General features: G+C 43.4%; 22 protein-coding genes. 10 read left to right on the forward strand and 12 right to left on the reverse strand.

The window, feature by feature from the left end:
* Positions 1–244: 244 nt before the first annotated feature.
* Together ACPK8D_RS00185 and ACPK8D_RS00190 are read left to right on the forward strand one after the other, a co-directional pair.
* Positions 245–562: a DMT family transporter gene (locus ACPK8D_RS00185; protein WP_424715822.1), complete on the forward strand. Its 318-nt coding sequence runs from the start codon at positions 245–247 to the stop codon at positions 560–562.
* A gap of 376 nt (positions 563–938) precedes the next feature.
* Positions 939–1,745 carry an SDH family Clp fold serine proteinase gene (locus ACPK8D_RS00190; RefSeq protein WP_424715823.1) on the forward strand — a complete coding sequence of 269 codons (807 nt, stop codon included), beginning with the start codon at positions 939–941 and terminating at the stop codon, positions 1,743–1,745.
* 125 nt (positions 1,746–1,870) lie between these two features.
* Here ACPK8D_RS00190 and ACPK8D_RS00195 read toward each other — a convergent pair whose 3' ends face one another.
* Together ACPK8D_RS00195 and ACPK8D_RS00200 are read right to left on the reverse strand one after the other, a co-directional pair.
* Entirely contained in the window at positions 1,871–3,664 is a 1,794-nt protein-coding gene (locus ACPK8D_RS00195) for a DUF790 family protein (protein ID WP_424715824.1), read from the reverse strand.
* Between the two features lie 40 nt (positions 3,665–3,704).
* Positions 3,705–5,150 (reverse strand): DEAD/DEAH box helicase, encoded by a 1,446-nt coding sequence (locus ACPK8D_RS00200; RefSeq protein WP_424715825.1) that lies wholly within the window; start codon positions 5,148–5,150, stop codon positions 3,705–3,707.
* 184 nt (positions 5,151–5,334) lie between these two features.
* Here ACPK8D_RS00200 and ACPK8D_RS00205 point away from each other — a divergent pair, with 184 nt between their 5' ends.
* Entirely contained in the window at positions 5,335–5,979 is a 645-nt protein-coding gene (locus ACPK8D_RS00205; RefSeq protein WP_424715826.1) for an HD domain-containing protein, read from the forward strand.
* Between the two features lie 143 nt (positions 5,980–6,122).
* Positions 6,123–6,848: a histidine phosphatase family protein gene (locus ACPK8D_RS00210; protein WP_424715827.1), complete on the forward strand. Its 726-nt coding sequence runs from the start codon at positions 6,123–6,125 to the stop codon at positions 6,846–6,848.
* Between the two features lie 68 nt (positions 6,849–6,916).
* Here the strand turns inward: ACPK8D_RS00210 and ACPK8D_RS00215 are convergent, their stop codons facing one another.
* Positions 6,917–7,552 carry a SagB/ThcOx family dehydrogenase gene (locus ACPK8D_RS00215; protein ID WP_424715828.1) on the reverse strand — a complete coding sequence of 212 codons (636 nt, stop codon included), beginning with the start codon at positions 7,550–7,552 and terminating at the stop codon, positions 6,917–6,919.
* A 131-nt stretch (positions 7,553–7,683) separates the two neighbouring features.
* The gene (locus tag ACPK8D_RS00220; protein ID WP_424715829.1) at positions 7,684–9,840 is read right to left on the reverse strand and encodes a TIGR04279 domain-containing protein; all 2,157 of its coding nucleotides are present in this window, start codon (positions 9,838–9,840) and stop codon (positions 7,684–7,686) included.
* A gap of 526 nt (positions 9,841–10,366) precedes the next feature.
* Here ACPK8D_RS00220 and ACPK8D_RS00225 point away from each other — a divergent pair.
* Positions 10,367–10,531 (forward strand): ferredoxin, encoded by a 165-nt coding sequence (locus tag ACPK8D_RS00225; protein WP_424715866.1) that lies wholly within the window; start codon positions 10,367–10,369, stop codon positions 10,529–10,531.
* Positions 10,532–10,645: 114 nt separating this feature from the next.
* Here ACPK8D_RS00225 and ACPK8D_RS00230 read toward each other — a convergent pair whose 3' ends face one another.
* Positions 10,646–11,419, reverse strand: a complete 774-nt coding sequence (locus ACPK8D_RS00230) for a winged helix-turn-helix domain-containing protein (protein ID WP_424715830.1) — start codon at positions 11,417–11,419, stop codon at positions 10,646–10,648.
* 240 nt (positions 11,420–11,659) lie between these two features.
* Between ACPK8D_RS00230 and ACPK8D_RS00235 the strand changes: the two genes are divergently transcribed.
* From ACPK8D_RS00235 to ACPK8D_RS00245, 3 genes are all read left to right on the forward strand, one after another.
* Complete coding sequence (locus ACPK8D_RS00235) at positions 11,660–11,860, forward strand: hypothetical protein (RefSeq protein ID WP_424715831.1); 201 nt, start codon at positions 11,660–11,662, stop codon at positions 11,858–11,860.
* A 249-nt stretch (positions 11,861–12,109) separates the two neighbouring features.
* Positions 12,110–12,547 carry a CoA-binding protein gene (locus tag ACPK8D_RS00240; protein WP_424715832.1) on the forward strand — a complete coding sequence of 146 codons (438 nt, stop codon included), beginning with the start codon at positions 12,110–12,112 and terminating at the stop codon, positions 12,545–12,547.
* 221 nt (positions 12,548–12,768) lie between these two features.
* Positions 12,769–13,302: a hypothetical protein gene (locus ACPK8D_RS00245; protein WP_424715833.1), complete on the forward strand. Its 534-nt coding sequence runs from the start codon at positions 12,769–12,771 to the stop codon at positions 13,300–13,302.
* 60 nt (positions 13,303–13,362) lie between these two features.
* Here ACPK8D_RS00245 and ACPK8D_RS00250 read toward each other — a convergent pair whose 3' ends face one another.
* The 6 genes from ACPK8D_RS00250 to ACPK8D_RS00275 all read right to left on the reverse strand — a co-directional run bounded on the left by ACPK8D_RS00250 (position 13,363) and on the right by ACPK8D_RS00275 (position 21,120).
* Positions 13,363–14,742, reverse strand: coding sequence for a tetratricopeptide repeat protein (locus tag ACPK8D_RS00250; protein ID WP_424715834.1), 1,380 nt, complete (start codon positions 14,740–14,742; stop codon positions 13,363–13,365).
* Positions 14,743–15,415: 673 nt separating this feature from the next.
* Positions 15,416–16,687 (reverse strand): PKD domain-containing protein, encoded by a 1,272-nt coding sequence (locus tag ACPK8D_RS00255; RefSeq protein WP_424715835.1) that lies wholly within the window; start codon positions 16,685–16,687, stop codon positions 15,416–15,418.
* Between the two features lie 562 nt (positions 16,688–17,249).
* Positions 17,250–18,344 (reverse strand): hypothetical protein, encoded by a 1,095-nt coding sequence (locus tag ACPK8D_RS00260; protein ID WP_424715836.1) that lies wholly within the window; start codon positions 18,342–18,344, stop codon positions 17,250–17,252.
* Positions 18,345–18,632: 288 nt separating this feature from the next.
* Positions 18,633–19,316: a DUF72 domain-containing protein gene (locus ACPK8D_RS00265; protein ID WP_424715837.1), complete on the reverse strand. Its 684-nt coding sequence runs from the start codon at positions 19,314–19,316 to the stop codon at positions 18,633–18,635.
* An 80-nt stretch (positions 19,317–19,396) separates the two neighbouring features.
* Positions 19,397–20,386, reverse strand: coding sequence for a hypothetical protein (locus tag ACPK8D_RS00270; protein WP_424715838.1), 990 nt, complete (start codon positions 20,384–20,386; stop codon positions 19,397–19,399).
* Between the two features lie 140 nt (positions 20,387–20,526).
* Positions 20,527–21,120: a M23 family metallopeptidase gene (locus tag ACPK8D_RS00275; RefSeq protein ID WP_424715839.1), complete on the reverse strand. Its 594-nt coding sequence runs from the start codon at positions 21,118–21,120 to the stop codon at positions 20,527–20,529.
* Positions 21,121–21,492: 372 nt separating this feature from the next.
* Between ACPK8D_RS00275 and ACPK8D_RS00280 the strand changes: the two genes are divergently transcribed.
* Together ACPK8D_RS00280 and ACPK8D_RS00285 are read left to right on the forward strand one after the other, a co-directional pair.
* On the forward strand, positions 21,493–21,843 hold the full coding sequence (locus ACPK8D_RS00280; RefSeq protein ID WP_424715840.1) for a DUF2173 family protein: 351 nt from the start codon (positions 21,493–21,495) through the stop codon (positions 21,841–21,843).
* Between the two features lie 868 nt (positions 21,844–22,711).
* Positions 22,712–23,314, forward strand: a complete 603-nt coding sequence (locus ACPK8D_RS00285; RefSeq protein WP_424715841.1) for a uracil-DNA glycosylase family protein — start codon at positions 22,712–22,714, stop codon at positions 23,312–23,314.
* A gap of 86 nt (positions 23,315–23,400) precedes the next feature.
* On the opposite strand, the gene ACPK8D_RS00290 is transcribed toward ACPK8D_RS00285, so the two are convergent.
* The gene (locus ACPK8D_RS00290; protein ID WP_424715842.1) at positions 23,401–25,398 is read right to left on the reverse strand and encodes a histidine kinase dimerization/phosphoacceptor domain -containing protein; all 1,998 of its coding nucleotides are present in this window, start codon (positions 25,396–25,398) and stop codon (positions 23,401–23,403) included.
* Positions 25,399–25,571: the final 173 nt, after the last annotated feature.

Below are 25,571 nucleotides of genomic sequence, written 5' to 3' on the forward strand. Positions count from 1 at the left end.
GACTTCTGGTTCTGATTTTTGGTTACAATTTTTAGTTCAGATTTTTAGTTCAGATTTTTGATTTATGGTTTTTCCTGTTTCCTGGCTGTAATTTTACTATTCGCTATTGTATTTATGAAAAATTGAATGGGCTTTTCACGATTTTTGCGGGAAAGGTTATAAGAAGAAGAAAGCCTGTAACATTTTTTAATTGCTTCTTCATAGCAACCCCGTAAAATTTGCATAAACATGGAGTGGAACAAAAATGGAATGGACCTTCCTCTTTATCGCTGGTCTTTTTGAGGCAGCCTGGGCAATAGGATTGAAATACACAGAAGGTTTCACGAGGCTTTATCCCAGCGTATTTACCATCGTTTGCATGTTCCTTAGCTTTTATTTCCTATCCCAGGCCCTGAAGACCCTGCCAATAGGAACCGGCTATGCAGTCTGGACCGGAATCGGGGTTATCGGCACCACTATTCTCGGTGCCCTGCTCTTTAATGAGGTTCTGGATCTAGCCAGAGTTTTCTGTATTCTGCTGATTTTCTCAGGAATAGTCGGGCTCAGGCTGATTTCTGCATAAAGCTGTGCAAATTTCAAATTTTTTCTTTTCTATCTCTTTTTCTCTTTCCCTTCTGCATTTCTTCCGAATACTTTCCTCTTTGCCTGTTCGATTTTCCTTTCAGATCTCTTTTTTTCCCTATTTCTTCCCTATTTCTTCCCTTTTTCTTCCTTTTTTCTTCCTTTTTTCTTCAGGGTCTTTAAATTTTTCTTTTCATATAGGTTGCCTTTTTCTGGAGGGCATATAGTTAAAAATTAAAAGCCTGCAGGACTATCTATATTAGGATAAAGCCCGGGGGTTAATTTCGCCTTCCAGTTAGCTTTAGCAGCCCGCGGGAGATTTTCGGGGGAATATTCTGGTTACAATTGACAGCACGACAATTACTCTCTGGGATTTGATGTCCCTTTTGTTTGTACTTCTGTTTCTCTATGCAGTAATCTACCCACAATCGCAGCTAAAACAAATCCGGCTGCGGCGCATGGCAAGACTGAAAGCTATGGAAAAAAGCCACGGCTGCAAGGTGCTCACAATGATTCACAGGCGGGAGGCAATCTCCGTTTTCGGGCTGCCTGCCTACCAGTACATAGATGAGGAAGATGCCGAGCAGGTCCTGCGCTGGATAAGGCAATACAGGGATTACCCGCTTGAGTTGATCCTGCACACGCCCGGCGGCCAGCTCCATGCCAGCATCCAGATTGCCCGTGCCCTCAGGCGGCACCCGAAAAACACAAAAGTTATTATCCCGCACTATTCGATGTCAGGAGGTACAATTATAGCCCTTGCCGCAAACGAAATCGTGATGGATAAAGATGCCGTTATCGGGCCTATCGATCCGCAGATAGGGGATTTCATGCGCGGGATGTTCCCTGCCCCCTCCTGGATCTATGCCGCAGAAACTAAACAAGAAAAAGCCGATGATACCACCCTTGTTATGAGCGACATCTCGAGAAAAGCCCTGAAACTTACCCGGAACGTTGCAAGAGAACTGCTCGAAGGCAAAATCCAGTCAGGCCCTGCCGGGGAAAGCAGGCTTGACGAGGTGGTAGAAAAGCTGGTCAGCGGAGAAATGATCCACAGCACACCCCTCTCGGCTGGTGACGCAAAAGAAATCGGGCTTTCCGTAAATATGGATTTTCCGGAGGATGTGCATGAGTTCATGAAACTCTTCAAGCCTGTAAAAAAGAATGTTGAATACGCGGAGTAAGCTGGAATCAGAATTAGCCTGAAGGATGAAATTTAGAGGGTTTAGAAAGTGAGAAGAAGTTCAGTTAACCCGTTAAAGTCGTCAGCTTCTTATTTAAAAATTTATTCAGCATCCTGTAAATTTATTCAACTTCCTGTTTTTTTCACCCTCGCATCCTCTTCACTCAACCCTGTCCAGATAACCTTATATCCCAGTTGCTCAAGCAAAGGATAGTAAAGGCTGCGGTCAAGCCCGAAACCCTCAAAAACTTTTACTGCATCGGCGTATGTCTCTACTGCGCCCGGTTTTTCAAGTTCCAGACCAATTTTCTCAAGCAGCTGCCTGTGAATCAGGTAGTTTTCAAGGAGCACGTAAGCTTTATATTTCTCCATATTTTCGAATTTTCCGAATTCGTCGGCTTTTTCTAATTTCCCGGCTTTTTCCGGTTCTCTGGCTTTTTCCGGTTCTCCGGCTCTTGAAAGCCTGTCTGCAATTACTTCTTTTAAGGCGTCTGGCAGGACTCCTTTTCCGGCTGCAATTTTTTCAAGATTTATAAGCTCTCCTGAAAGCGGAAATTCCATTTCCTCCAGTCTTGACCGATCTTCTGAAAGCTTTTTTTCCTCGTACCTCCGGAGTATCTGCATAACTTCGTTTGCCGGGATTTTTTTGTCAAAGAAGATTACTTCCTGCGAAGGAAAATCTTTTTCAGAACATTTGAGTTTTCTGTCAATCAGGAGAATTACAGGTTCTTTTACCTGCTTGAGTTTCTCAATCTTTTTTTCGAGGTATTCCGGGGTCCAGAAGCCCACGATTTCCAGATACACCTTTATGCCGTTCCTCTGCAGAGCGAAATCCGGGACGAAAGCATGTTTTCCGGCTTTGAGTATCGTGGGTTCCCTTTTTACCTTCCAGCTCCCTAAACTTAGGCTACCGAATGCCTTTTCAAGCGTGCTGTCATATGCTTCAATTTCAGCATCTGTTTCCTGAGCTTCAGCTTCTTCCTCCGCAAATCCGCTTTCATCTTCTTTCCCGGTTTCTTCCCTTTTTCCGGCTTTGTACCCTTCCTTTGCTTCTCCAAGTTGAAGTTCCGGGGAGAGGGTTTCCGGGTACAGGGCTGCTTCAGGTGTTAATTTGAAAGCCTCTTCCGAATAATCAAGGGTAAACTCCAGAATGCGTTTTCCCTGGTAACCTTTGTGAAGAATGCCTGCCTTAAGCCTCCAGCCTTTTGACCTCAGCAGGGCAGGAAAGATTTTTGCAAAGGAATTGCCATAGCGTTCCGAGATCCGAAAAAGAGAGGCTGGCCCATCAAGATGCAGGTGGACTGCTTTTAACTCGCCGGGCTTTTCTTCGTATTTTTCTTCAGCCTGGAGCTCTTCTTTTTCTTGATCATTTTTGCTTTTTGCCTCTTCAGCATCCTCCAGGGAATACATAAGCCCCGAACGAAGGATTTTCCAGAGCAGCTTTTGGAAATCGCCTTTTGTCCAGATATCAAGGTCAACTGCACGGAAAAGCAGGGTCTGGGTCAGGGAAATGTTATATTGCCGGATGAGTTCTGCGGGTGAAAGGGGAAGAAAAATTTTGACAACCTGATTCTCCTCAAGGTCAGCCCAGAGTGCTTTTTCAAGTTCCCCGACCGAAATTGAAAGTTTTTTTGCGGCTTTTTGCAGAGCCTCTTCTCTCTCGACAGGAGAAAGGGCCATACCTTCGCATACCTCAAAAACGGTTTCCCTGGCCAGAGAGGGGTCAACGGCTGCATCCGTTTCGATTACAGTGCGCCTTTCAAGCAGCTGGGAAAGCCCTCTGATAAAGCGGTAGTTCATTTCCTCATAGCCCTCTAGCTCGGCCAGAAGATTCCCATAAGTTTTTCCGATATGCTGCTCGAAGGTTTCTATCAGGAGCCCTGCAAGTTCCAGGTTTTCGGGATCAAAAGCTGCGTACACAGGCTTTATTTTCCCTCCGGAAATGCGGGTTACAAGCAGGTCAGATGTGAGCAGGTGAGCCGCCTCCAGGGCTTTTTCCTTTCTTCATTCGGCTTTCCTTTCCTGTTTTTCCAGCCCCTGTTCGGGTCGAAATAGCTTCTTTTCGTCTTCTGGCAGTTCCGGCTTCAGTCGTTTCCTCGGTTATAATCTCGTAAAGTATGGCTTCTTTCCCTTCTTTTTTCCTGAGGATCCTTCCGAGGCGCTGGATGTATGCTAATTTGCTCCCTGTCCCGCTTGCTATAACCCCGATGTTTGCCTCAGGAACGTCAATGCCCTCGTCAAGCACCTTTGAGGTGACCACAGCCCTGTATTTTCCTTTCCTGAACTTCTCGAGGATAGAATTCCTTTCTTTAGCAGGCGTCCTGTAAGTAATCGCAGGGATAAGAAATTCCCTGGAGATCCGGTGGACAAGCCGGTTATGTTCCGTAAAAATAAAGATCCTGTCTTCCCGGTGTGAGTTCAGGATTTCTTTTAACTTTTCAATTTTTGAGCTCGTATTGAAAGCAAGGTCTCTTGCTGCGTTTCTTGCAAGAAGGGCTTTCCTGGCTTCAGGGTCTCTCCCGCTTTTCATAACCAGTTTCTGAAAATCCCTTGGCCCTCGGATCACCATCCCGGTTTTCCTGAGATAATCGATATAGACGGAATAGTATCTGTCATACTCTTTCCGTTCCTCTTCCGTAAGTGCAGCAGCTACCCGTTCGATCCTGTAAGGGGCAAGGTGGCTGCCTGCAAGCTCCGAGACGTGCTTTTCGTATACTTTTCCCCCGACAAGCCTGTTCAGTTCCGAATGTAACTCGTCTTCCCTCTCGTAAGTGGCTGTCAGCCCAAGCCTGTAAGGCGCTGCGGAAAACTCGGCAATGCTCCTGTATCCCGTTGCAGGCAGGTGGTGGACTTCGTCAAAAATAAGAAGGCCGAACCTGTTTCCAAGGGTTTCGGCGTGAATATAGGCAGAGTCATATGTGGAAACGGTTACAGGAAGAATTTTCTTTTCCCCGCCCCCAAGCTTTCCGATTTCCATGGAAAAGGCATCCTCAAGCTGTCTTTTCCATTGCTCAAGCAGGTCAAGTGTCGGGACAACCACAAGGGCAGGAGTATTGCACCCTGCAATTGCCCGGATCCCGACAAGAGTTTTTCCGCTTCCTGTAGGCAGGACAAGCACTCCCCATCTATCGTTCTCTCCCCAGGACACAAGAGCCTCAGCCTGGTAATCCCTTAACTTAAGTTTTTTTCCCGAAGCTTCATATGCTGCCGCCAGATCAGGACAGGGGAGAAGATCAAGCACTTCATCTTTATACGAAATTTTAGAATTTTTCAGGTAATTTATAATATCTTTATAATAAAGGGCAAGAGCCCTGAAACTTCCGCTTCTTTCGTCCCAGACTGCATTGGGAACCCTTACATTGCCCTCTATAAGAAGTGTTCCCTGCTTGAAGCTGATTTTGATCATTGTTTATTAAGAGTCTGGACGTTATATATAATAATTGATTTATCAATCCCGCAACCTTTTCAAAAAAGGCTTGTGGCTTGCTAAAAGGCTTGATCTAAAATAGGTTTAAGTCAATATAATCATGATATTAGTGAAAGATAAATATAAAGGGAGTTTAATTTGAATTCAGACAAGGGAGTTTAATTTGAATTCAGAAGACGAATTTTCAGGGGCTGGCCAGTCCGGGGAAAGAGTACTTCCTGAGCCTTTGCCTCTAGAGGACCTTTACCATATCTATGGAATTGAACGCAGCCATGCCGACAACGTGGCCAGGAACGCACTTGAGCTTTTTGATATCCTTAACTCCGTACATGGGTTGCACCCTGAAATGAGAACCCTTGTGGAGATAGCTGCGCTTGTTCATGATACAGGGGCGGCTACGGATTTTGAAAACCATCACAAAGCAGGAAGACTCATTTTGCTCCAGCACCCACCCTCCGAAGTGCCTGAAAGGTTCTGGCCAGTTGTTTCCTGGACGGCTTTTCTGCACAAAAAGAGGATTGGAAGCGAGAAATTTGAAAAGCTTAAAGGAAAGGACTTCGGAAAAATGCCTGAGCAACTTCAGGAGCTTACCCTTAAAGTGGCTGCCCTTATCCGGCTTGCCGACGCCCTTGATTACAGCAGAATGGAAAGTAGGCTCGGAAAAGTAACCTTCGGGAAGCGGAGTATCAGGTTCGAGATCGAGGGGCAGGGAGCTGTGATTGATGCGGAAAGAATGGAAAAAAAAGGCGACCTCTGGCACCTTCTCTACGATACGAGGCTTGAATTCAGGCCTGCGCCAAAGAAATAAGAAAACCTGAGTGTTTACTGGTTTCTGGTTACTGGAACTAATCTATGGAATATAACTTTTATAGAGTATAACTTCCTATGGGGTATAGTTTCCTGTAGAGTAAAATTTTCCACGGAGTATAGTCTTCTACGGAGTATAGTTTTATGGGTCACCTTATACTTGTCAGGCACGGAGAACCGGGTTTAAAGCCTGAAGACAGGCTTGCCGGCTGGGTAGATGTCCCTCTCAGCAGGAGGGGAATCGAAGAGGCTCTTGAGTGCGCAGTAGAGCTAGAAAGGCTTGAACTGGACCTTGCTTTTGCCTCAAACCTTGTCCGGACGCAGGAAACTCTTTTCATAATATTGTCCGGGCAGAAGAAAACAGGGGTTATTGTTCATGAAGGAGCAGGCAACGGAAGGGATGGAGGGAATCCGGGGAAAACGGATTGGTACTCGTACCCTGAAAAGCTCGGGAAAAAACTTATCCCGATTTATTTCACGCCTTCCTTAAACGAGCGCTACTACGGAAAGCTCCAGGGCAGAAAAAAGCAGAAAATTGAAGAGAAATACGGGGCAGAAAAACTTGCCTCCTGGAGGTGGAATTTTGAGCCAGGCCCGCCTGAAGGAGAAAGCCTCAAAGCCGTGTATGGACGCGCAGTGCCCTATTTCGAAGAAACGATCCTGCCTGCAGTGAAAGCAGGGAAAAACGTGCTGGTCTGTGCCCACCAGAGCAGTCTGAGAGCACTGGTTAAATACATAGAAGGGATTTCTGATGAGGAAATCAGGGAAGTCAGGTTCTCCACAGGCGAGCTTGCAATATACAGTTATTCTGAAGGCAAGCTAATCCGGGAGAACGCCGAGATGAGCCCTGAGACTAAAAGGAACCTCTGAATCTTTTCGGAAAGGAGTTTGATACCGGAAAGTGATATCTGTAAAGGGATCCGGTACCGGAAAGGAATTTATATGTAGCCCAGAGGCAGTATATAGAGCGGATCTTCATTTCCCGGCAGTTTAAGCACGTTTTTTACCTCTTCGTCCTCAAAAGCACCTACTGCACAGGTTCCTATCCCAAGTTCCACTCCCAGGAGATAGATATTCTGCGCAGCATGCCCTGCTTCCATATGGGTATAACGAAGGCCTCTATTGCCATATTTGCCTGTTATCCGCGCATGGACTGCAGAGATCACAAATGAAACGGGAGCGTTCCTGATCATAGGCTGGGAGAGAGCGGCTTTTGAAAGCCTCTCCCTTATATCGCCTGAAATTTCCCGAACAAGGGTATGGTCTTCAGGAACGTATCTGTAAACCCCGGGTTCAAGCTCGCCGCCTCCTCCAATAACAACATGGATTTCAAGCGGATAGAGTGCACCTGCTGAGGGTGAGGTTCTCAAACCGTGCTCCGAACTTATGCCCTGAGCTGCCCATAGCAAACGAGAAATGACGGACTCGGAGAGTTTTTCGTCTTTATATCTCCGTACGGATCTCCGCTTTGCAATGAGCTCTTCAAGCTGGCTCCTGGCTGAAGCCTCCGGCCCGGGTAACCTGACTTTCATAGGCAGGTCTGCAGGGCTCTGGTTTCCAAGATTTATCCCCATAATTATTACCCCTTACTTGGTTTTATATAATTACTATAAAAAAGAAAGTTATTAAATAAATAAGGTAACTTTTGAGGGTAAATTAGGAGTCGGGGCTAATCCCTACAATTTTTGAGATTGGAGCTGGAGCTTCAGCTTCCAGGGAGCAGGGGACTTTGCCCTTTTGAAATGCTGCCACTGGAATTACCGTCGCCGGAATAGGATTTTGGATACGGATCTTCTTCTCGGGCCGGGGATATGGTCAATTCTTCCTGAGCCATACCTGCGAGCCTTCTGTCTTTTTCATATGCACCTGCAAAAAGCCAGTATTTTCCTGGAGCGAGTCCGAGACTGTTTACGGAAAGGTTGCTCTGGTTTTCCTCGCCTATACTTATCGTACTATTGCCTTCTCCAATAAGGGCCTGGAATTTGCTCTTAAGATTGTCTTTGCCGGTTTCGGACTCGGAATTTGTTGAGTTGAGCCCGAAATCCCTGATAAGCTTGAGTCCATTTGCGAAAGTTCCGGCCACGGCATTTGTGCCACTTGTTTCGGAGCCTGTATTCGCGCCTGTTCCGCAGGCATCTTCGCTTATCAGTACAGCCCAGTAAATGTAATCTTCCTGAGCAGGCACATTCTTGAGGCTCAGGTTGACTTCAAAATTCTCGCCTTCTTCAAGTGTATGCGGAGCTTCGGCTTCCATTTCGTACTTCAGAACTTCGAAATAGTTTGCTAAAAGTATATTTTTTTCCGGCTCAGGAGCTTTCGTTTCGCTTCCGGCAAGCGTTATAAGAACCCAGTAACTGCCTTCAGGGAGAGGGCCAAGTGTCAGAGGAGACAGGTTTCCGGCTTCGTTCAAAGTCGCAGGTATCTGAATATAAAACTCGGTATTTTTGTCGAAGATGTCTTCAAAGCGAACTGTGTTGCCGTCCGTAATATTATTAACGGTTTCTTCGGAAAAACCAGGGCTGCGTGCTTTGACAAGGTATACGTCCACCTTCTGCCCTCTGAGGGCTTTGGAACCTCTATAGTTTATTTTCACGCTTTCGTGTGTGTTATAATATGAGCGAAGGGAGCAGGGATATGACAGTATGAATTTCAGATTGTTCCAGCTGCTTTCTCCTGATTCCTCAGATCTTAATTCCTTATTCCACAACCTTTCCAAGGGAAAGCTTAACCAAAGGTTGGATTCACTCTCAGCTTTTAACTCCCGACTCCCTGGAACGTGTGTCCAGTTGATTCTTCCGATGTTTACCTGAGCCTCCATATGGTCGCTTTTCAGATTTTTTTCCCCGCTGAAAGCTTTTATTTTAGTTTCGGGTTTCAATCCACAGCTCCTGAAACTTTTTATTCTGCTGCATCCTTCTTCTTTGAGTTCAGTTTCAGCTTCAGTTATTTTCAGGTGTTTTGACCCGTCACGTGATCCTGTTTTAATTTCAGTTTTCGTCTGGGAACTTCCTGAACTGCATTTCTCATTGTCAGTGCTTGTTTTTAGTTTCAGGTTCGATTCCGAATTTACCTGGCTCCGGGGGGTTTCTTTTGTTTCTTCTTTCTGTGCCGGGTTCTCGTAGGGATATTTCCGGTTGTCTGTGCTGCAGCTTTCGACTTTTTCGGTCTCCGGATCCTTTCTGGCACTTTCATGATTGTCCGTACTTTTTTCAGACCTTATTCCTGTCTCCGGGTTCTTTTCAATATTCTCCTTATTTTCCGTATCCCTTTCCTCTCCTATTCCTGTATCAAGATTCCTTTCAACATTTTGCTGGTTATCTGTATCCTGCTCGATCTCGGTTTTTGTTTCCGGACTGGCTTCAGGACCTTCCTGATTATCTATGCTGTTACTCTCTACTTCTTTTATCTCCGGGTTTTTTTCAGGGTTTTCCTGACTGCCAGTATCCTTTTTTATCTCTGTTTCTGCCTTTAGACTTTTTTCGACACTTCCCAGGTTATATACACCTTTGTCTAATCTTGCTCTTGATTTCGGAGCTTCCCCTGTAATTTCCTGGTTATCTGTGACGTCTGGCAGCCCTGATATTTTCTCAAGATTATCTACGGTATTTTCCCGGTTATCTGTACCGTATCCGATATCTGCTTGTGTTTTTAGATTTTCTCCAGTACTTTCCCCACTGTTCCTATCTGTATCGTCCGCTATTTTCGAATCCGGATTCATTCCTGCAATTTCACGGCTTTCAGTGTCGTTTCCTGATCCTGCTGCTGATAATGAAATTAGTGATAGGATAAGAATTAAAACCGCCCAGGTCACTATACACCTCTGGCAGTGTGTCCGATTATGCCTGACTATTCCTTTTTTCAATTAATGCACCCCTTAACCATCTTTCTTACTGCTTAATATTCGATTTTAAACTCCGGTCTGGGATTCGATCCTGCTGGAACATTGGGTTTAAAATTCTAGCTGCCTGGAGTCTATTTTTCAGGATTCCATCTTTTTCAAGGCTTTAGAAAATATCAATTCCTTCTAATTTGCATAATTCGCCATTCTCTATATTTATTAGAATAGATAACTTTTATGAAACCGAATAAGCGTCAATTTATATGCAAATTTCTCTTTTCCCGAGAGAAGAATACAGCCTTTGAAAAAGCACCCGAATAGTTGCCCATCAGGTTCCATTTTTCGATATAAATTAAGATTTACAGAACTTTATACATAATCAAGGAACTGACGTGCTTAAAAAGTCGTTTTCGAATGTTAAATTATATATAAAAATCCTCTTAATTACTCTTATTGTGAAATAAACACAATGGGGGAGTGAAGAATAGCCGATAATACAGATAAAGTTGCTGAAAATATTCCAGGACCCTATTATTGTGACTATAGCTGCATAGCCTGTCATCTTTGTGTGGATACCTCACCAGCGAATTTCAAGATGAATGATGACGATTCCAATGCTTATGTATATAAGCAGCCCGAAAACGATGAAGAAAAAGAGCTCTGTGAAGAGTCATTGGAACTCTGTCCGGTAAATGCAATAGGAAACGACGGCTGAAGTTATTTATTTGATTTAAGCCAGTTTTCCTGGCTTTTTACAATTTTTATAATTTTTATTACTTTTTATTACTTTTTATTACTCTTACTGATTTTTAACTTGTTTCTAATTTCTTTATCCCTGCTCGATTTCGGAATAGATTCTGGAAAGCCCCTGCAGCGTGGAGTAACCTTTTCTCGTAATGATATAATCTCCCCGTTCATTTCGCTGTAAAACCATACCTGTTTCAAGCAATTTCTGGAGGTGGAAGAGCAGGTTTCCGCCGCGCAGGCCTGTAAGTTTGGAAAGTTCCGAAAAGGTTTTGCTTTCCCCTGAAAGCGCCTTGAGCATAAGGAGACGCTGTCGGTTTGCTACCGGCTCGCAGACTTCGGAGACCAGCTTTTCAGGCTCAATTTTGCTAATATCGATTTTTTTATCCTCTTCTTCCCGGTCTTCATAGATCTGGAGCGAACGCATGAGTTTGACCTGCTTTTCGAAAAGATTCGTAGCTTCCGAAAAACACCTGCTGCAACTGGAGGTTTTTGCTTCCTTTTTTAACTCCTCCAGCCTGTCCCGGTACAGCTTTATGGTTTCAGCTTCGATCCTGCCCCTTCCAACAAGCCCTGCGGTTTCCTGCAAAAGCTCCCGAAAAGCCGTTTCACAAAAATCTCGCATCCCGCAGTCCGCTGTCATTCGGGTATGAATCCTCTCACTTGCGTCCTCACAGAGGTAATCCACCATAGGCTTCATGAAGTTCTTTCTCATCTCCTCAAGCATTCCTTCAATGTGCTGCTGGTTTGCCCGCTGTAAAAATCGTGAGAACTCATTCCGCAGGGACCTGACTTCTTCCTTAATAGAGTGCAGTTCGGTTCTGTAATTAATCTCGGTATTTTCGTAAGCTGTCTCCATTTTCTACTTGCCTCGGAAACTTTTCAAAAGCTGGGAAATTGATTAGATTCAATTAAAATTATTTTAATTAAAGTTTATTGTAATCACGGCCAATAATTAACACTGTTAATAAAGCTGTTAGCTTAAGGCACTATAAAGCTTGCCTTAAAGGTCATTTTTCTGTACAATCAAAAACCTGTACATAATTCTGACGCTCATGTATATAAATATACACAACCTTTCAGATTCTGGTGATAAATCATGGAATTACAGGACATAAACAACTTCGTGCAGACCGCAAATGAAGATCAGCTCAAAGCCTTCGGCTTCCTCGGACAGTGGATGATGGAAAACGTGCCTAAGTACTGCACCTGCGCCTCAAAGTGCTCCCAGAACTGTGAACTTGCAAAGGCACTCGGCGGAGCTCTTCAGGCTGCCGGACAGAAACTCCAGGGACAGTGAGCAGGATAAGCGCGCAGGAATACGCAGAAATAAGAAGAAATGAGTAGAAATAAGCAGAAATAACCAGATTCCATCCGGATCTGCTGCTCCTTACTCTTTTATTTTTATTTTATCTCTATTTTTATTTTTTTTCTGTTGTCGTTTGCCCTACTTTTCGAAAACTCTTCCTGTGCTTGCCCAAAACCATGTTGTAATTTTTATATACTTCGGAGAATATATTTAATTCAGAATCTAATTGGGGAGTTCAAGATGGAACCAACAAAGTCCGAAAGGGAAAATTTCTGGAACGCAAAAACCTATGCATTCATCACTGATAATACAAAACCTGCAATAAAGTGGGCCATATCCGAACTTAAAAACCGGGGCAAAAATGTCTATGTTATCGACCTTTCCGACAAGCTGGAACCCGGCTCTTTAAGAAAAGTATCCGAACTTCCAGCCGGTCTTGATCACGCCGTCCTCGGCGTCACAAAAACCGATCCTGGAGATCTTATCCCTGGCCTGAAAGAGAAGGGCATAAGCAAAATCTGGCTCCACTGGAATACGGAAACCGAAAAAGCCCTGGCAGCCTGCAAGGCAGAAGGACTTGAATGCATGACCGAACAATGCCCCATGATGTATCTCGGAAGCGGGTTAAGTATACATGGGATGCACAGGGCGATTGCGAAGATGACAGGGAAGTATTAAGTTAAGTTCGTATAATTAAATGATTTACATTGTATAAGGTGTTTTTCGGTTTATATTTATAACAGTTATGTAGTATTCTCACGAGCCTGTAGCTCCTATTCAAGTTATTTTAATCTATACATTTTTGAGTTTATATATTCGCGAGCAAGACCCACGAACACAAGATTGAAACTTACAACTAACGAGTTAAATAATGGTGGCATTACATGAACTATAGTAAAATGACAAAGGACGATTTTGACAGAATTCTTTACACACGTCTTAACGAGGAAACTGTTCAATCAATAGTAAATATTCCAGGCATTTATGAAATAATATCCAAACATCTCAAGAATGATGTACATCTTAACGAAGAAACCGTTCAGTCAATAGTTAATATTCCAGGCGTTTATGAGATAGTATCCAAACACTTCAATAATGATATACTCGAAACGTGGGAGTATGAGCAGTATATAAAAGTTAAAGAGATCGCAGAAAGAATCGGTTTGTGGAATCCAGAATTCCAACGAACCCTAGTGCTATTAAATTTACTAAACGAATTAACCGAAGTGCTTCATGATACGCTGGATCTGAAACTGGACAAATATGTTAATCTTCGTGCACTGCCAGTTAGGGAGTTTTTTAAAGATGTCGTGGACAAATACTCGGCATATCCTATCTGGACATGTGATTTTGAAGGGTCATGTCTTGTTGGTGCGGAGAAGCTTGAAATTGAACCTATTGATTTAATTCTCCACCGCTTTGAGGATGAGTGAATGACCAGATAAATAACTTTTATAGGTTTATGAGCAATTTCGATTCCGGCTTCCTGAAATTCATCTCCGCCAGCTTCGTTCCATTTTTTCGTACAGGCCCAGTAAGTTGTTTCGTGTGATTTTGAAATAGGGATGTTCCGGGCCGTATTCTTTCTCAATTATATCGAGGGCTTTTTCGTAGAGGTCAATTGCGGTCTCGTATTCGCCCATGCTTTCGTGGAGGCCTGCGAGGTTGTTCAGGGTTGTGCCGTAATCTGGATGGGTCGGGCCGAAGGTTGTTTCGTAAATCTGGAGGGCGCGGGTGTACAGAGGGAGGGCTTTTTTGTGCTGGCCGAGTATCCTATAGAGTTCGCCCAGGTTATTTAAGGTCTTGGCAACGTCAGGGCTGTCAGGGCCAAGGACGCGCTCCCGGATTTCGAGGGCGCGGGTATAGAGTTCCAGGGCTTTTTCGTGGCGGCCTTTCTGGACATAGACGCCTGCAAGGTTGTTCAGGGTCGTGGCAAAGCCCGTGTGCTCGGTTTTTCCGAATTTTTCCATAATTTCCAGGGACCGGGTGTAGAGGATTGTGGCTTTTTCGTACCTTGTGGTCTGGAAATAGAGCAGGGCAAGGTTGTTCAGGGTCTGGGCCACCTGCGGGTGCTCAGCGCCGTATACTTTTTCCTGAAGTTTTAAAGCCTGCCCGTACGTGTCTTCAGCTTCATCAAGTTTGCCCATTTCCGAGAGCAAAACGCCCAGGTTATTCAGGGTTCCGGCTTTATATACCAAAACCACGCGACTGTCAGGCTCCTGCTCCAGAAGCCTCTCAAGAAGTTCGAGAGCCCTCCGGAAGCATGCTTCAGCTCTATCGGGCTTTTCCATCCCCTTATAAAAAAAGGCTATCCTGTTCAGGGTTCTCACGGCGCCAAGGTTCTCCGGGCTCAGGAACTTCTCCTGGATCTGCAGCGCCCGGGTATAGAAAGAAAGGGCTTCTTCGCGCTGCTCCATCAGATAGTATAGAATGCCAAGTTCACTCAGCGTATCCCCAGTCTCAGGCCGGGGCTGGCCGGAAAGGTTTTCACGGATTTTTAAGGCTCTTGAAAAAAGCCTGAGGGCTTCTTCATAATTGCCCATATAACGGTAGATTCCTGCAAGCCCGTTCAGTGCAGATGCAGCCCCCGGACTCTCAGGCCCAAGCTCCTTTTCCGCAATCCTAAGCAGTTCTTCATAGAGGGGTAGGAGTACTTCCCAGGATCCCGATCTATAGAAAGGTTCGGCTATAACTGTAAACCAGCTTACAAGTTCCCCAGGCTCAAAGACTTCTTTTGCGTGTATAAATGCTTCCTTTAAGGCGATTTCGTCTTCAGGGGTGATAAGCTCCGGATCCAGATATTTCAGCCGCTGTTCGTACCTTTCAAGCAGAGCCCGGTGGTTTTTCGCTTTCGTTTCCACTCCTTCTTCCATCTCTTTTTCTTGATTTTTATCTTTAGTCTTAATAGAGGTATTTTCGACAGATACCTCTGTTTTTCCTGAAGGTCCCTCTTTTCCTGAAATTTCTTCTCCTGAGTCTTTCCTGAGATCGCTCGTAATTTACCCCTCCTGAATCAAAAACGGGATAATAAAGGTCCCTATTTTAAGATTTAACTATATCTAACTCTAAACATCCGCGATGCTCCTATATTAAATAAGCTTGTCCAAGAAAATATGTTGCCAGAGTCATCTGAATTATATTCAATATTATGAATTATATTCAATATCACGACGGCTAGCGGAAAATAACAAACACTCTGACAGTCTCAGGTTAATATATGAGGTTCAGGTAATCTAAAGAATAATTTGAAAAGTTTTCAAGTTATTCTTGATTTCATATATTTATATTGATTATGCTCCCTGTACCTCTTTTTCGGCTGCATAGTCCTGAAAAAAGGATTCACTGAGATTTTAATTTAATTTCAATCAAAATTAACTTAATTCTTTATTATGAACTCTATATGTCATAATATTACTGTAAAATAAGGAGCCAGTCAAGCAGTAGAGACACAGAGGCAAAAAGAAGAGAAAATTAGTATAAGTCTTGATAACTTATAGAAAACTCCCCACTCCTCATTAGTTTAATCTCTTTTTCAACTAAAAATGTTTATTTATTTTTTAAATTTTTTTTCACTATAATGCATTGAGATACCTTTTTAGTGTCGTTACCGACAGCATTTCCTACAGTTAAGCTAACAGTATACTTTCCTACTTTGTTATATGTATGTACAGGATTTTGAGCTGTTGAAATGCTTCTATCTCCAAAGTTCCAGGACCATGAAGAAGGTGATTCCGTACTCTTATCTGTAAATGTGACTGTCAATGGTGCTTCTCCTAAACTAGGAGATGCCGAAAAGTCTGCAACCAGAGGTTCTGGTTTCAATCCATCCTCCGAGACAGTAGCCATATAGATATCCCAGTTCCCATTGCGGTTATCCATCCACACTATCCTGTCACCATAGATAGCAGGATTCATCTGAGCTGCTCCGATGTTGGTTATTCTAGTTTCCGCGGAGGTAGAAACGTTGTATATATATATCTCAGAGTCCTCATTGCGATAATCGTACCAGATGATTCTGTCACCATAGATAGCAGAGCCATGTGAGCATCCGTTATCAGTGAGTTGAGTTTCCTTTTTATCGAGAAAGTCGTACACGTAGATATCAGGGTTCGTTTCCTCTTCACCTTTATTGCGTTCATCCTCCCACGTGATTATTTCACCATAGATAGCAGGAGATCTCTTATCATATAGGCTGCTGGTTATTTGGAATTCTTGTTTAGTGGAGAGGTCGTACATGTAGATATCATATACATAGTTTCTATCACGGTCATCCTCCCATACTATCCTGTCACCATGGATAGCAGGACATCCCTGGTATGATTCATCATTGGTTATACGAGTTTCCTTGCAAGTAGAGAGGTTATACATGTAGATGTTCCTGTCTCCATTGCGCCAATCATCCCATACTATCCTGTCACCGTAGATATCAGGAGCAGTCTGATCTGATCCATCGGTAGTTATTCTGGTTTCAGTGGAAGTGGAAATGTTATACATGTAAATATCCCAGTTCCCATTGCGCAAATCGCTCCAGACGATCCTATCACCATAGATAGCAGGGCTTCCCTGTTGTGATCTATCGTTGGTTATCTGAGTTTCCTTGGAAGCGGATAGATCGTACATATAGATATCGGAGTTGTCATACCCATTGCGGTTATCATCCCATACTATCCTGTTGCCATAGATTGCAGGCCCCATCTGATCCAATTCGTTAGTGGTTATTCGGGTTTCAGTGATTGCAGGCGAAACGCTTTCCGCAGCGGTTATCAATGCCGTAGACGAAATCAAAAGTAATGCAAGAGTTCTTGAAAATAAACTCATTTTACAAATAGTCCTTCTTTTATTCACTATATTCATCTCTGATTTCTAATTAGGAGGTTTGACTCAGTTACTCAGGTTTCAGCATAATACTTAATTTTTTTCTTTTAGTTCTTATATATAAAAGCAAACTTATAAAATAATTTTATATGGTAAGTACCTTTATGAGTTAGAGATGTTTTACAGTAGAGTAACTTCTAATGCAAAAATGTAAATAAGATTCTTTGTAGAAAATCTGTATGAATCAACTGCAAGAGAGAGAAATAAATACGTAATAAGATATCAGACCGTTTAACAAAAACTAATATAATTCCGATTTAGAGGATTTGCTACAGATGTGAGGTCAGTAAGCGTACCATGTGCTTATGCACAGCAGCAGTTCAATTTACAGAATTGGGACTTAAGTCGGGTATCCGGAAAAGAGAAGTAAGAATAATCGAAATAAAGATCAGAAAAGGAAAGTAAAAAATCAGACGCAGGAAAATAAAAAGTCAGGGTACCGGAAAATAAAAAATCGACATCCGGGAAAGAAATTAAAAATAGGTGCTGGCTGAAATTTTTCCTCTTACCAGACAAGACTGTTTTTAAGAGTTGCCAGAATATTTGTGAACTCGTTGCTGAACCTGCACTTCCCGAAGTCCGGAGAACTCAGGATGTTCTTCTTTATTTCCTGCAATCCGATCAGGAGATTTATGTCGTCGCTGTATTCAAATCCTCCATCAGATGCCGTGATGTTTTCTGCAAGAATCTCAAGAAGCTTCGGGTCAAGATCGTTTGTAATGTAGGTGTCCAGAATCAGAAGATCTGAAATTCTCTTGTAGAAATCAATGAGTTCCTGGTAACCTGGTATGGCATAGGCTTTTGCCATCTGTTTTTGTCTGTTGAGGTAAATCAGGTAACGGGAGATTGCGCTTATAACATTCTCGGTAATCTCTTTTCTAGGGAACGTAATTGGGAACCTTTTCAGCATCTGTGAGTTCAGGCTGCCGGTATTCTCTACCCCTTTGCGGCTCCAGATCTCAGGAAAAGCCCTTGCTATCGAAGAGTTGAGTACCGCCGTAACGTAGTGGTAGAGTGTGGGGTCTCCGAGTACGACTCCTACTCCACTTGCAAAAACGTGCTTTCCGGTCGGATCGTACGAAGCCTGCATGCGGGAGTTACTGGTTATGATAATTTTGGGTGTATTAATATACCGCAGGAAGCTTTCGTTTTCGAGGCGGTAATCGGCCGAATCGAATTCCGGTTTTTCGGTCTCAGATTGCTGTTTAATTTCCATTAGCTGTTTATAAGCTACAGGAAACTTCGCTTTCAGTTCCTCAGGCTGAAATATCCTGTATTCTTTCCTTATGTTGTTGTCTAGGATTTCATAAGGCAGCATAAACCGGTACTGAGTTGACTGAACCGCAAATTCATTCGAAACGGAACCGTCTACATAAGGGTACATGAGTTCCTTTTCTATGCTTACCTGTTCTATGCTCACATTCGTGTGCGAGTCTCTGCAGACGTAGGATGCATCTGTGCAGTTCTCTCTCGAAAGGCCAGCCTTTTGCAAAAAATCGTTAGTTGGGGGTACACCTTCAAAAACTTCTATTGAGATGTCTTCCAGGGTTCTAGGGATTTTGCTCAGCCTTTCAACTATATCGTCCTTACTCCAGAACATATATTTCACTTCTTTTATATATAGGGAATTCCGGGTAAAATGGTTTCTTTGTTGGTTGGATTTTGAAAAATTCGTGTTTGATTTTGAGGCACCTGATTTTAACTCCTCAGAATCTCCGTATTAAACTTTGAATACACCTCTTAATATAATAATTTATTCATAATAAATGTTAACAATTGAAAAATAGTTCCTTCAGTTGTGAAGAAAAATGAGAACTAGCGCCATTGTATTCCATTTTCTCTCTCCTTAAAATGGAGCTTTTTGGGAATTAAGGAAAAGAATCAGGGTTTACAAACCAGAAAAGGCTTCTAATGCCATTCTTGCATTTTCCAGCATATTATGATTGTTATTGAAATAGATGTAGATTTTCTCAGGCCCGAATTCATGCATTTTCCTGATAGTTTCGCTAATTTCTGCCCGGGAGTAATCATAACTATACCAGCCTTCTCTCCCATGCATCCTCATATACACGGTTTTACCGGGGAAGATGCGGTTACTGTAATCCGGCGAGTCTACGGACACAAGGGTCACCTTTTCCATAAGTTCTGCACATGCCTCATCATTCCCCAGCAGCTCTTTATTCCTGATCTCCAGGGCAAACCTTTCCCCAAGCTTTGCAGCTTCTGCAAACCTGAGTACCCTTGCGATATCATCGAAGTTCGGAGGCACCTGAAAGAGGTAAAAATCAACGAGGTGATCCATGGGTTCAAAAAGCTCCCGGAAATTTTCCCAGATTTCAACGGAACTTTCACTGAGCTGGCGCCAGTGGGTTATAGACCGGTGTACCTTTATGCTCCACCTGAGCTCTGTCCCTTTCCTGTTCCAGCCTTCAATCTGGCCAGGCGAGGGAAATCTATAAAAACTGGCATTAAGTTCGACACTATTCAGGCCGGAATTCTGGATAAACCAATCAAGGTTTTTCTTTTTGTTCCAGTCATAGTACCAGCCGCTTGTACCCACAAATGCATCCATACAGTGCCCTCCGTACAGTCCCCATTTATATATCGGTTTAATGGCAGATCTATTTTTGGCTTACCTTATTTCGGAGTTTGTCATTTAGCATAGAACAGGTTCAGTACCCCGTGGCATGTGCAGGTAGTAGCGATGAAAAAAGTCCTGTCTTCAACGCTTTCAAGTCTTTCACAGCTCTTTTTTTCTTTAAGCACTTTTAAAAACTCGAGGATCTCCAGCAGGTTCTGCTTGAATTCTCTTCCTTTAAGTCCTCCCGTACCCGGCTTCATCTGGTGGCTCTCAAAGACCCAGCCTGGAAGGTTTCGAAGAAGTTTCTCCGCGTATTCAGTAATGGTTTCAGGCTTTTTCCGCCCAAAGGTAGGGCAGCGGTCTCTTGGGCCAGGGCAGCCGTCAGGGCAGATCTCTCCTTCCCTGGCGTAAGAGAAAAACAGCATGCCATGTTCAGGGTAACGCCCTGCAATTACATCCTCAGGAAAGGAAGCTGCAAGCTTTTCGAAAAAAGCCACGAGCCTTTCGTCTTCAGGCCTGATAAAAAGCTCAGCTACAGGACGAGTTTCCTTCTGGTTTTCGTTCGGGATTTCCTCCGGCTTTTCGTTTTTCCCAAGTTCAAGAGGAAATTCCAGAAGGTCGGAAAGGATGTATGCAACCGCGTGGCAGGGAACGGCAGGGATAATGTACTCAGGGATGCCAAGGCCTAGAAGAAAAGGAATGCTATCCAGACCCATTTCATAAAAGTAGACGTGAGGCTGGGTATTTTCTCTTTCGTTTTCACCTGCTTCTCCGGGGGATCCTGATGCTTCCTCCTGAAGTGGCGCTGAAGCCTTACTTTTCAGGAGATTTACCAGCTCATCCTCAGTTTTGATTATGTCTGCCTTCCTTGAAGCAGGCGCATTTTCGTCCCTGTCGATAACGAGCACAAAGGGAAACTTATTTTTTCGGGCATATTGAAGGAAATCAGTGCCGATTTTTCCCCCACCCAGGACAAGGTAATAGTTTTTGATTACCGGAGTTTTCTCAAAGTGCTTTATTTTTTTATCGATTGCAGATGCTTCATATTCCGTATTTTCCATAAAACACCAGCCAGATAGTTAAGGCGTCAGCAAGCTGCAAGTTTTTCCTGCACACTTGCCTGAAGAAAATTTAGCTTTCTTTTATATAAGGGCACAGATAATGTTGTCGGGTATGAGATTGTAGATATTACACATAGTAGTTACACGTATAATAGTCTTTCAAGGTAGCCCGTAGGATCGATCAGGTTTTCAGGCTTCTCTTCGCCAAACCAGTTGCCTCCCAGATAATTCCTGTGACTGGTAATGGGCTGGTTTTTCCAGAGCTCAAAATGAAGCATGCTCGGATTCTTATTTTTTAACTTCCTGATATAAAAGGGGCAGGATCCATCGATTTTACCGGAGTTCAGGACCATACCAACATGCCCTATTAGCTGGCCGGGTTCGATTTCGTTTCCTTCTTTCACGGTAAAGCCTGCAAGCTCGCCGTATTTGCAGAACAGCCCCTTGCTCTGTTCGATAATCACATAGTAAGTCTGGTTCCAGTAAGGCAGAATCTCAGGTGAGGTCATCAACCCGGTCTGTGCGACAATTCCCCCTTCAACCGAAACGACTTCAGTATTTTCAGGAGCATAAAGATCAACCCCACAATGATATCGGTCGCCCCTATCTTCCCAGAAGGAACCGGCTTCGCCTTTTTGCGGGACCTGAAATTTCCTGAGGCCTATGTTTTCCAGATCTGCCTTTTCCGGCAATGTATTTTCTGGAGCCGTTGTATTCACAGGCCATGTTTTCATGAGATTTCTGTGTGCGTGAGAAGTATAAAAGCTTTTTTTACTTCGATATCTCGGGCCTGAGAGTAGATAATCAAGAAAAGTAACACGGTAAAAAAGAGAAGAAAAGAGAACTGAATTTGATTTTGAGTTTCCAATTTTCTTTTTTTAATTTGATATTTTTATATAATATCGTACCAATCCCTTTTCATTCCTTTATGCAAAAATCAGGCTTGAAGGAACCATAGTTTAGTTGAATTCATTTCGTCACAGGCACGGGGAAAAGCCTGTGGATTTGTAAAGGACAATTCTAAGAATCAAGCCGGAAGCCCGGAAAATCCTTCGATTTAGCGAACAGTTCACCGGGATATACCGAAACTTAGCTGGGGGAAATATATGAACGGAAAAGAGTGTAATCTATCAATAGATGAGCTTTTGAAATTTGATGGGGTAATGGCAGCCGGGATTTTCAGTCCCGAGGGAAAGCTTGTTGAGTATAAATCCAGAGATGAGATGCCTAAAGAGATGGCCGAGATGACCGCCAAATTCTGCGGAACCGTGAACATGATGTTCGATGCTCTGGCCAGTGCATACACGCAGCTTTATAAGATGAATTGGGTGCCCCAGCATAACTGGATGTACAGCGGCGGGGATTGGACCGTGATGATCTCGGGAACGAGAGGAGTTTTTGTTGAGAGCTCAAAGGCCGATTTAAAGAAGCTCTTTACAGCCCTGGGAATGTGTTAACGCCTGAATAAACCTGGCTGGCAGCCCAGGTCAGGGAATTGTTTCACTTTTCTCAGGCAGGTCTGCCGTTTATAAGAGCAATTAAGGGCTTTGCCAGATTTGTCTGTACACCTCAATAGCCTGCACGTGACCTTCCCCTGACCTTCCAGTACCCTGTTCGCAACCTGAACTGAAACCTCGAATTAGCTTGCATTTTTTCGCAGTACTGCTAAAAAATAGATTTCTTTCATAGTTTTATTATACCATTACTTACATAGTTATAATTGGTCCATAGGGTCAGTCCCGGTGTATAAAGAAGACGTACAAAGAAGATATGTAACTTAAATAAGTAGTAACTTGACTAAGGTAACTTAAATAAGTAGTAACTTAACTAAGATAACTTAACTGAGTAATGACTTAAATAAGTAGTAACTTAACTGAGTACAGAACTAAACTACATTAAAATTGGACCAGGCCTTATGGATCACTTTAAAAATCTAAAAGGTTCTTAACAAATCTGTTTTTAAAAACACTCTTAATAACTCTTGTCTGGTTTTAACTTCTAATTATATTAGTTTCAGCTCTTATTTTACCATCGGTTTCACTTGGCGATGCTGTCGATTTATTCTGAACTCTTAAAGCCCCGAATCTTACAGGTCGGCTGGGGCCGGATATAGGAAAGCTGGTATTAAAACCGGGTCCTTCTAAAATTCCTGCACTTTATGAAATCCTCTCAGGGTCGAGTCCGGCATGCAAAAATCCGGTATGCGAACGCCCTAAATTTAACATACCTGCAGAAACATATTAAATACCAGTATTCCTGCGCCCCTATCCATACTATACTGTCCACTTATCATTTCTCACGCGGGGCAAATCGAGGTGAATTCTGATGAAGCCTGCTGATTGTATCGAATGTAAGGAATTTCCCTGTTCCGACATCAATAAGAATGGATATCTTGTACCTGCTGTGGATCTGGACCCCGGAAAAGTTAAAGCGATTATGATTTCCGAAGCCCCGCCTGAATACCCGAAGGACTATTTTTATGCGCACGGAGCGCCGTTTTACCTGCAAACGACAATAAATGCGTTCCATGATGCAGGTACGCCGGTAAATAAAATGCAGGAGATTCTTGATCTCGGTTTCTATCTCACGACTGCAATTAAATGCCCAAAGACTCGGTATGAGGTTTCGGCTGCAACAATCAAAAACTGTTCAGCAATCCTCGAAAAAGAACTTGCTCTGTTTCCCAATATTGAAGTTTATTTGTTAATGGGAGACGTTGCGATAAAGGTCTTCAACTATCTCAGCAAGAGTCAGACCGGAAAAAATACGATACCTGCCGGCTCGACATACAAAATCCGGAAAAATCAATTTTATTATCAGGACAGGCGGGTTTTTCCTTCATATCTGCAGACCGGGCAGAATTATCTCATTGAGAAATCAAAAAGGGAAATGATGCCGAAGATCTGGTTGAGGCGATACAAATTATAAGATAATGTAGTTCACGATTTCCATAAACCAGCGTGTATGCTCAGGAGCGTTGCTGCTAAGAAATCTCATATCTCTTTCATCTGTTTTTATACCTCGCAGGCATCTTCCCTGAATTTTATCCTGAACTCGGTCCCTGCTCCTCTTGCAAGCTCAATGCTGCCTTCGATCTGTTCCACAAGTATATTTACAAGTTGAAGCCCGAGAGAAGGGGTATGCCTGAAATCAATTTTTTCTGAAAGCCCTACTCCGTTATCCGAGACAATCAGTATAAATTCAGAAGTTCCACGCCTTCCCTTGCCTTTGTTTTCACTCATGATTTTGCCGCTGCCTATCCTGTGGAGCCTGACCTGGATTTCTCCTCCTTTTCCTGCGGGAAAAGCATGTTTTAAAGAGTTGGATACAAGTTCGTTAATAACGATCCCCAGTGGGATTCCGGTGTCCATTCCGAGAAAAATGCTTTCAAGGTCCAGTTTTAAGTGAATATCCTGGTTGCCTACCACATATGACCTGAAAAGTTCATTTGCAAGTTTCTGGAGGTACGCCTTAAAATCAAAGGTCTCAAAATCCCCGGTTTCTCCGGTTTTATAAAGCTCTTCGTGAATTAGAGACATTGATATAACCCGGTTCTGGCTGTCCTGGAAGGATTCCCTTACCTTCCTGTCGCTGAAATACTCGGCCTGGAGGCTCAGGAGGGATGAGATAACCTGCAGATTGTTCTTGATTCTATGATGAATCTCCTTTTTCCGGATTTCCTCGGTTTTCAGAAGGGCCTGCTCGGCTTTTTTACGTTCGGTAATATCAAGCATTACACCTACAATCCCGATTACCTCTCCGGAAATACTGCTGTAAGTAGCCTTGTGGGCAAGAAAATTCCTTTCTTTTCCATCTATGGCACACTTGATCTTCAATTCATGAGGTATGCTTTTGCCTTCATCAAGAAGCACCCTGTCATAAAAAGTAGAAGCCTTGATAGTTTCGTCCGAAAACTGCTCCCTGAACTCAAACATGGAGTGTCCTATTACTTTTTCCTTGGAAAGACCAAGTATATGTCTGGCAAAGATTTTGTTGCAGCCCTGGTAGATCCCCTCGAGGTTCCTGTAAAAGACCGGGGAAGGTATGGCATCAAGGAAGGTCTCCAGAAAATATACATTATTCTGAAGGGTTTCTTCCAGCTGCTTGCGCCCTGCAATCTCCTCGGTAAGCCTCTCATTCGTTTTTATAAGTTCGGAAGTTCTCTGTTTAACCAGTTCCTCAAGTTGCTCCTTGTACTGGCGCAGTTCGTCTTCAGCACGCCTGCGTTCGATTACTTCTGAGATGAGAAAAGCTACCGAGTTAAGGAAATAGGTATCATCTGCGGTAAATCTTCTCGGCTTTTTTGAGTGCGCGCTCAAAATGCCAAAGGGTTTTTCCATTTTCCCTATAACAACACTTATCCCGCTGGCTACGTCATGCTCTCTCAGGAGAGTTGGAGCACTAAAACGTTCTTCCTTTTTGAAATCCCTTACGATTAGCGGGAACTTTGAAAATAAGGTGTACCCTGCCTGGTATCCTTTACTCCCGTTGACAACGGCTTTTCCCACAAGGCCTGGCTTCCAGCCTGTTCCTGCCCTGAGCAGGAAGTTTCCATCAGGCAGACGCTCCAGAATTTTACTATATTCAATATCAAGAGTCCTTGCAACCAGCTTTGTACTTTCGTCCATGAAAGCCTGCAAGTTTTCGCATCTGAGAGCCATCCTCCCCATTTTATGGAGGGCATCGTTCTGTCGCTCTTTAATCCGAAGCTTTTCTTCCAGTTTTTTATGATTGGTTATGTCAAACCCGTAAACATTTACCTGTTCCTCTCGCTCGAGAGGGTGAAACGAGATAAGATAAACTTTTTTTCCGACCTTGATTTCCGTTTTTTCGGGATTACTTAGGGAAATCACTCTCTTCACGAAGTTTCCAATGGATAAGGGCACTTTTCCTCCTACCGTTATGCTCCACTCGTGAAGGAAGAGCTCACCTGCCCTATTCGAATAGATAACCCTTCCATCCCTTCCGATCCTCAGTGCAGGATCAGGGCTCTGAGAAACAAATCTTTCCACTTCTATTCTCCTTCGTTTTCTCTTCAGGCTTTACCCTTTTAAACCCGCACAAATTCCGGAGATAAGGCTTAAAAGTCAGAAATGCCTAGATTTCTAAAACCTTGAATTTCGAAGCCAGATATTATCCTGGCTATTAATCAGGCAAATTAAGTTGTAATTTCTGTCTGTCCCTT

Origin of the sequence: Methanosarcina sp., from assembly GCF_049706645.1 — an archaeon.
In the GTDB taxonomy this organism is placed as follows: domain Archaea; phylum Halobacteriota; class Methanosarcinia; order Methanosarcinales; family Methanosarcinaceae; genus Methanosarcina.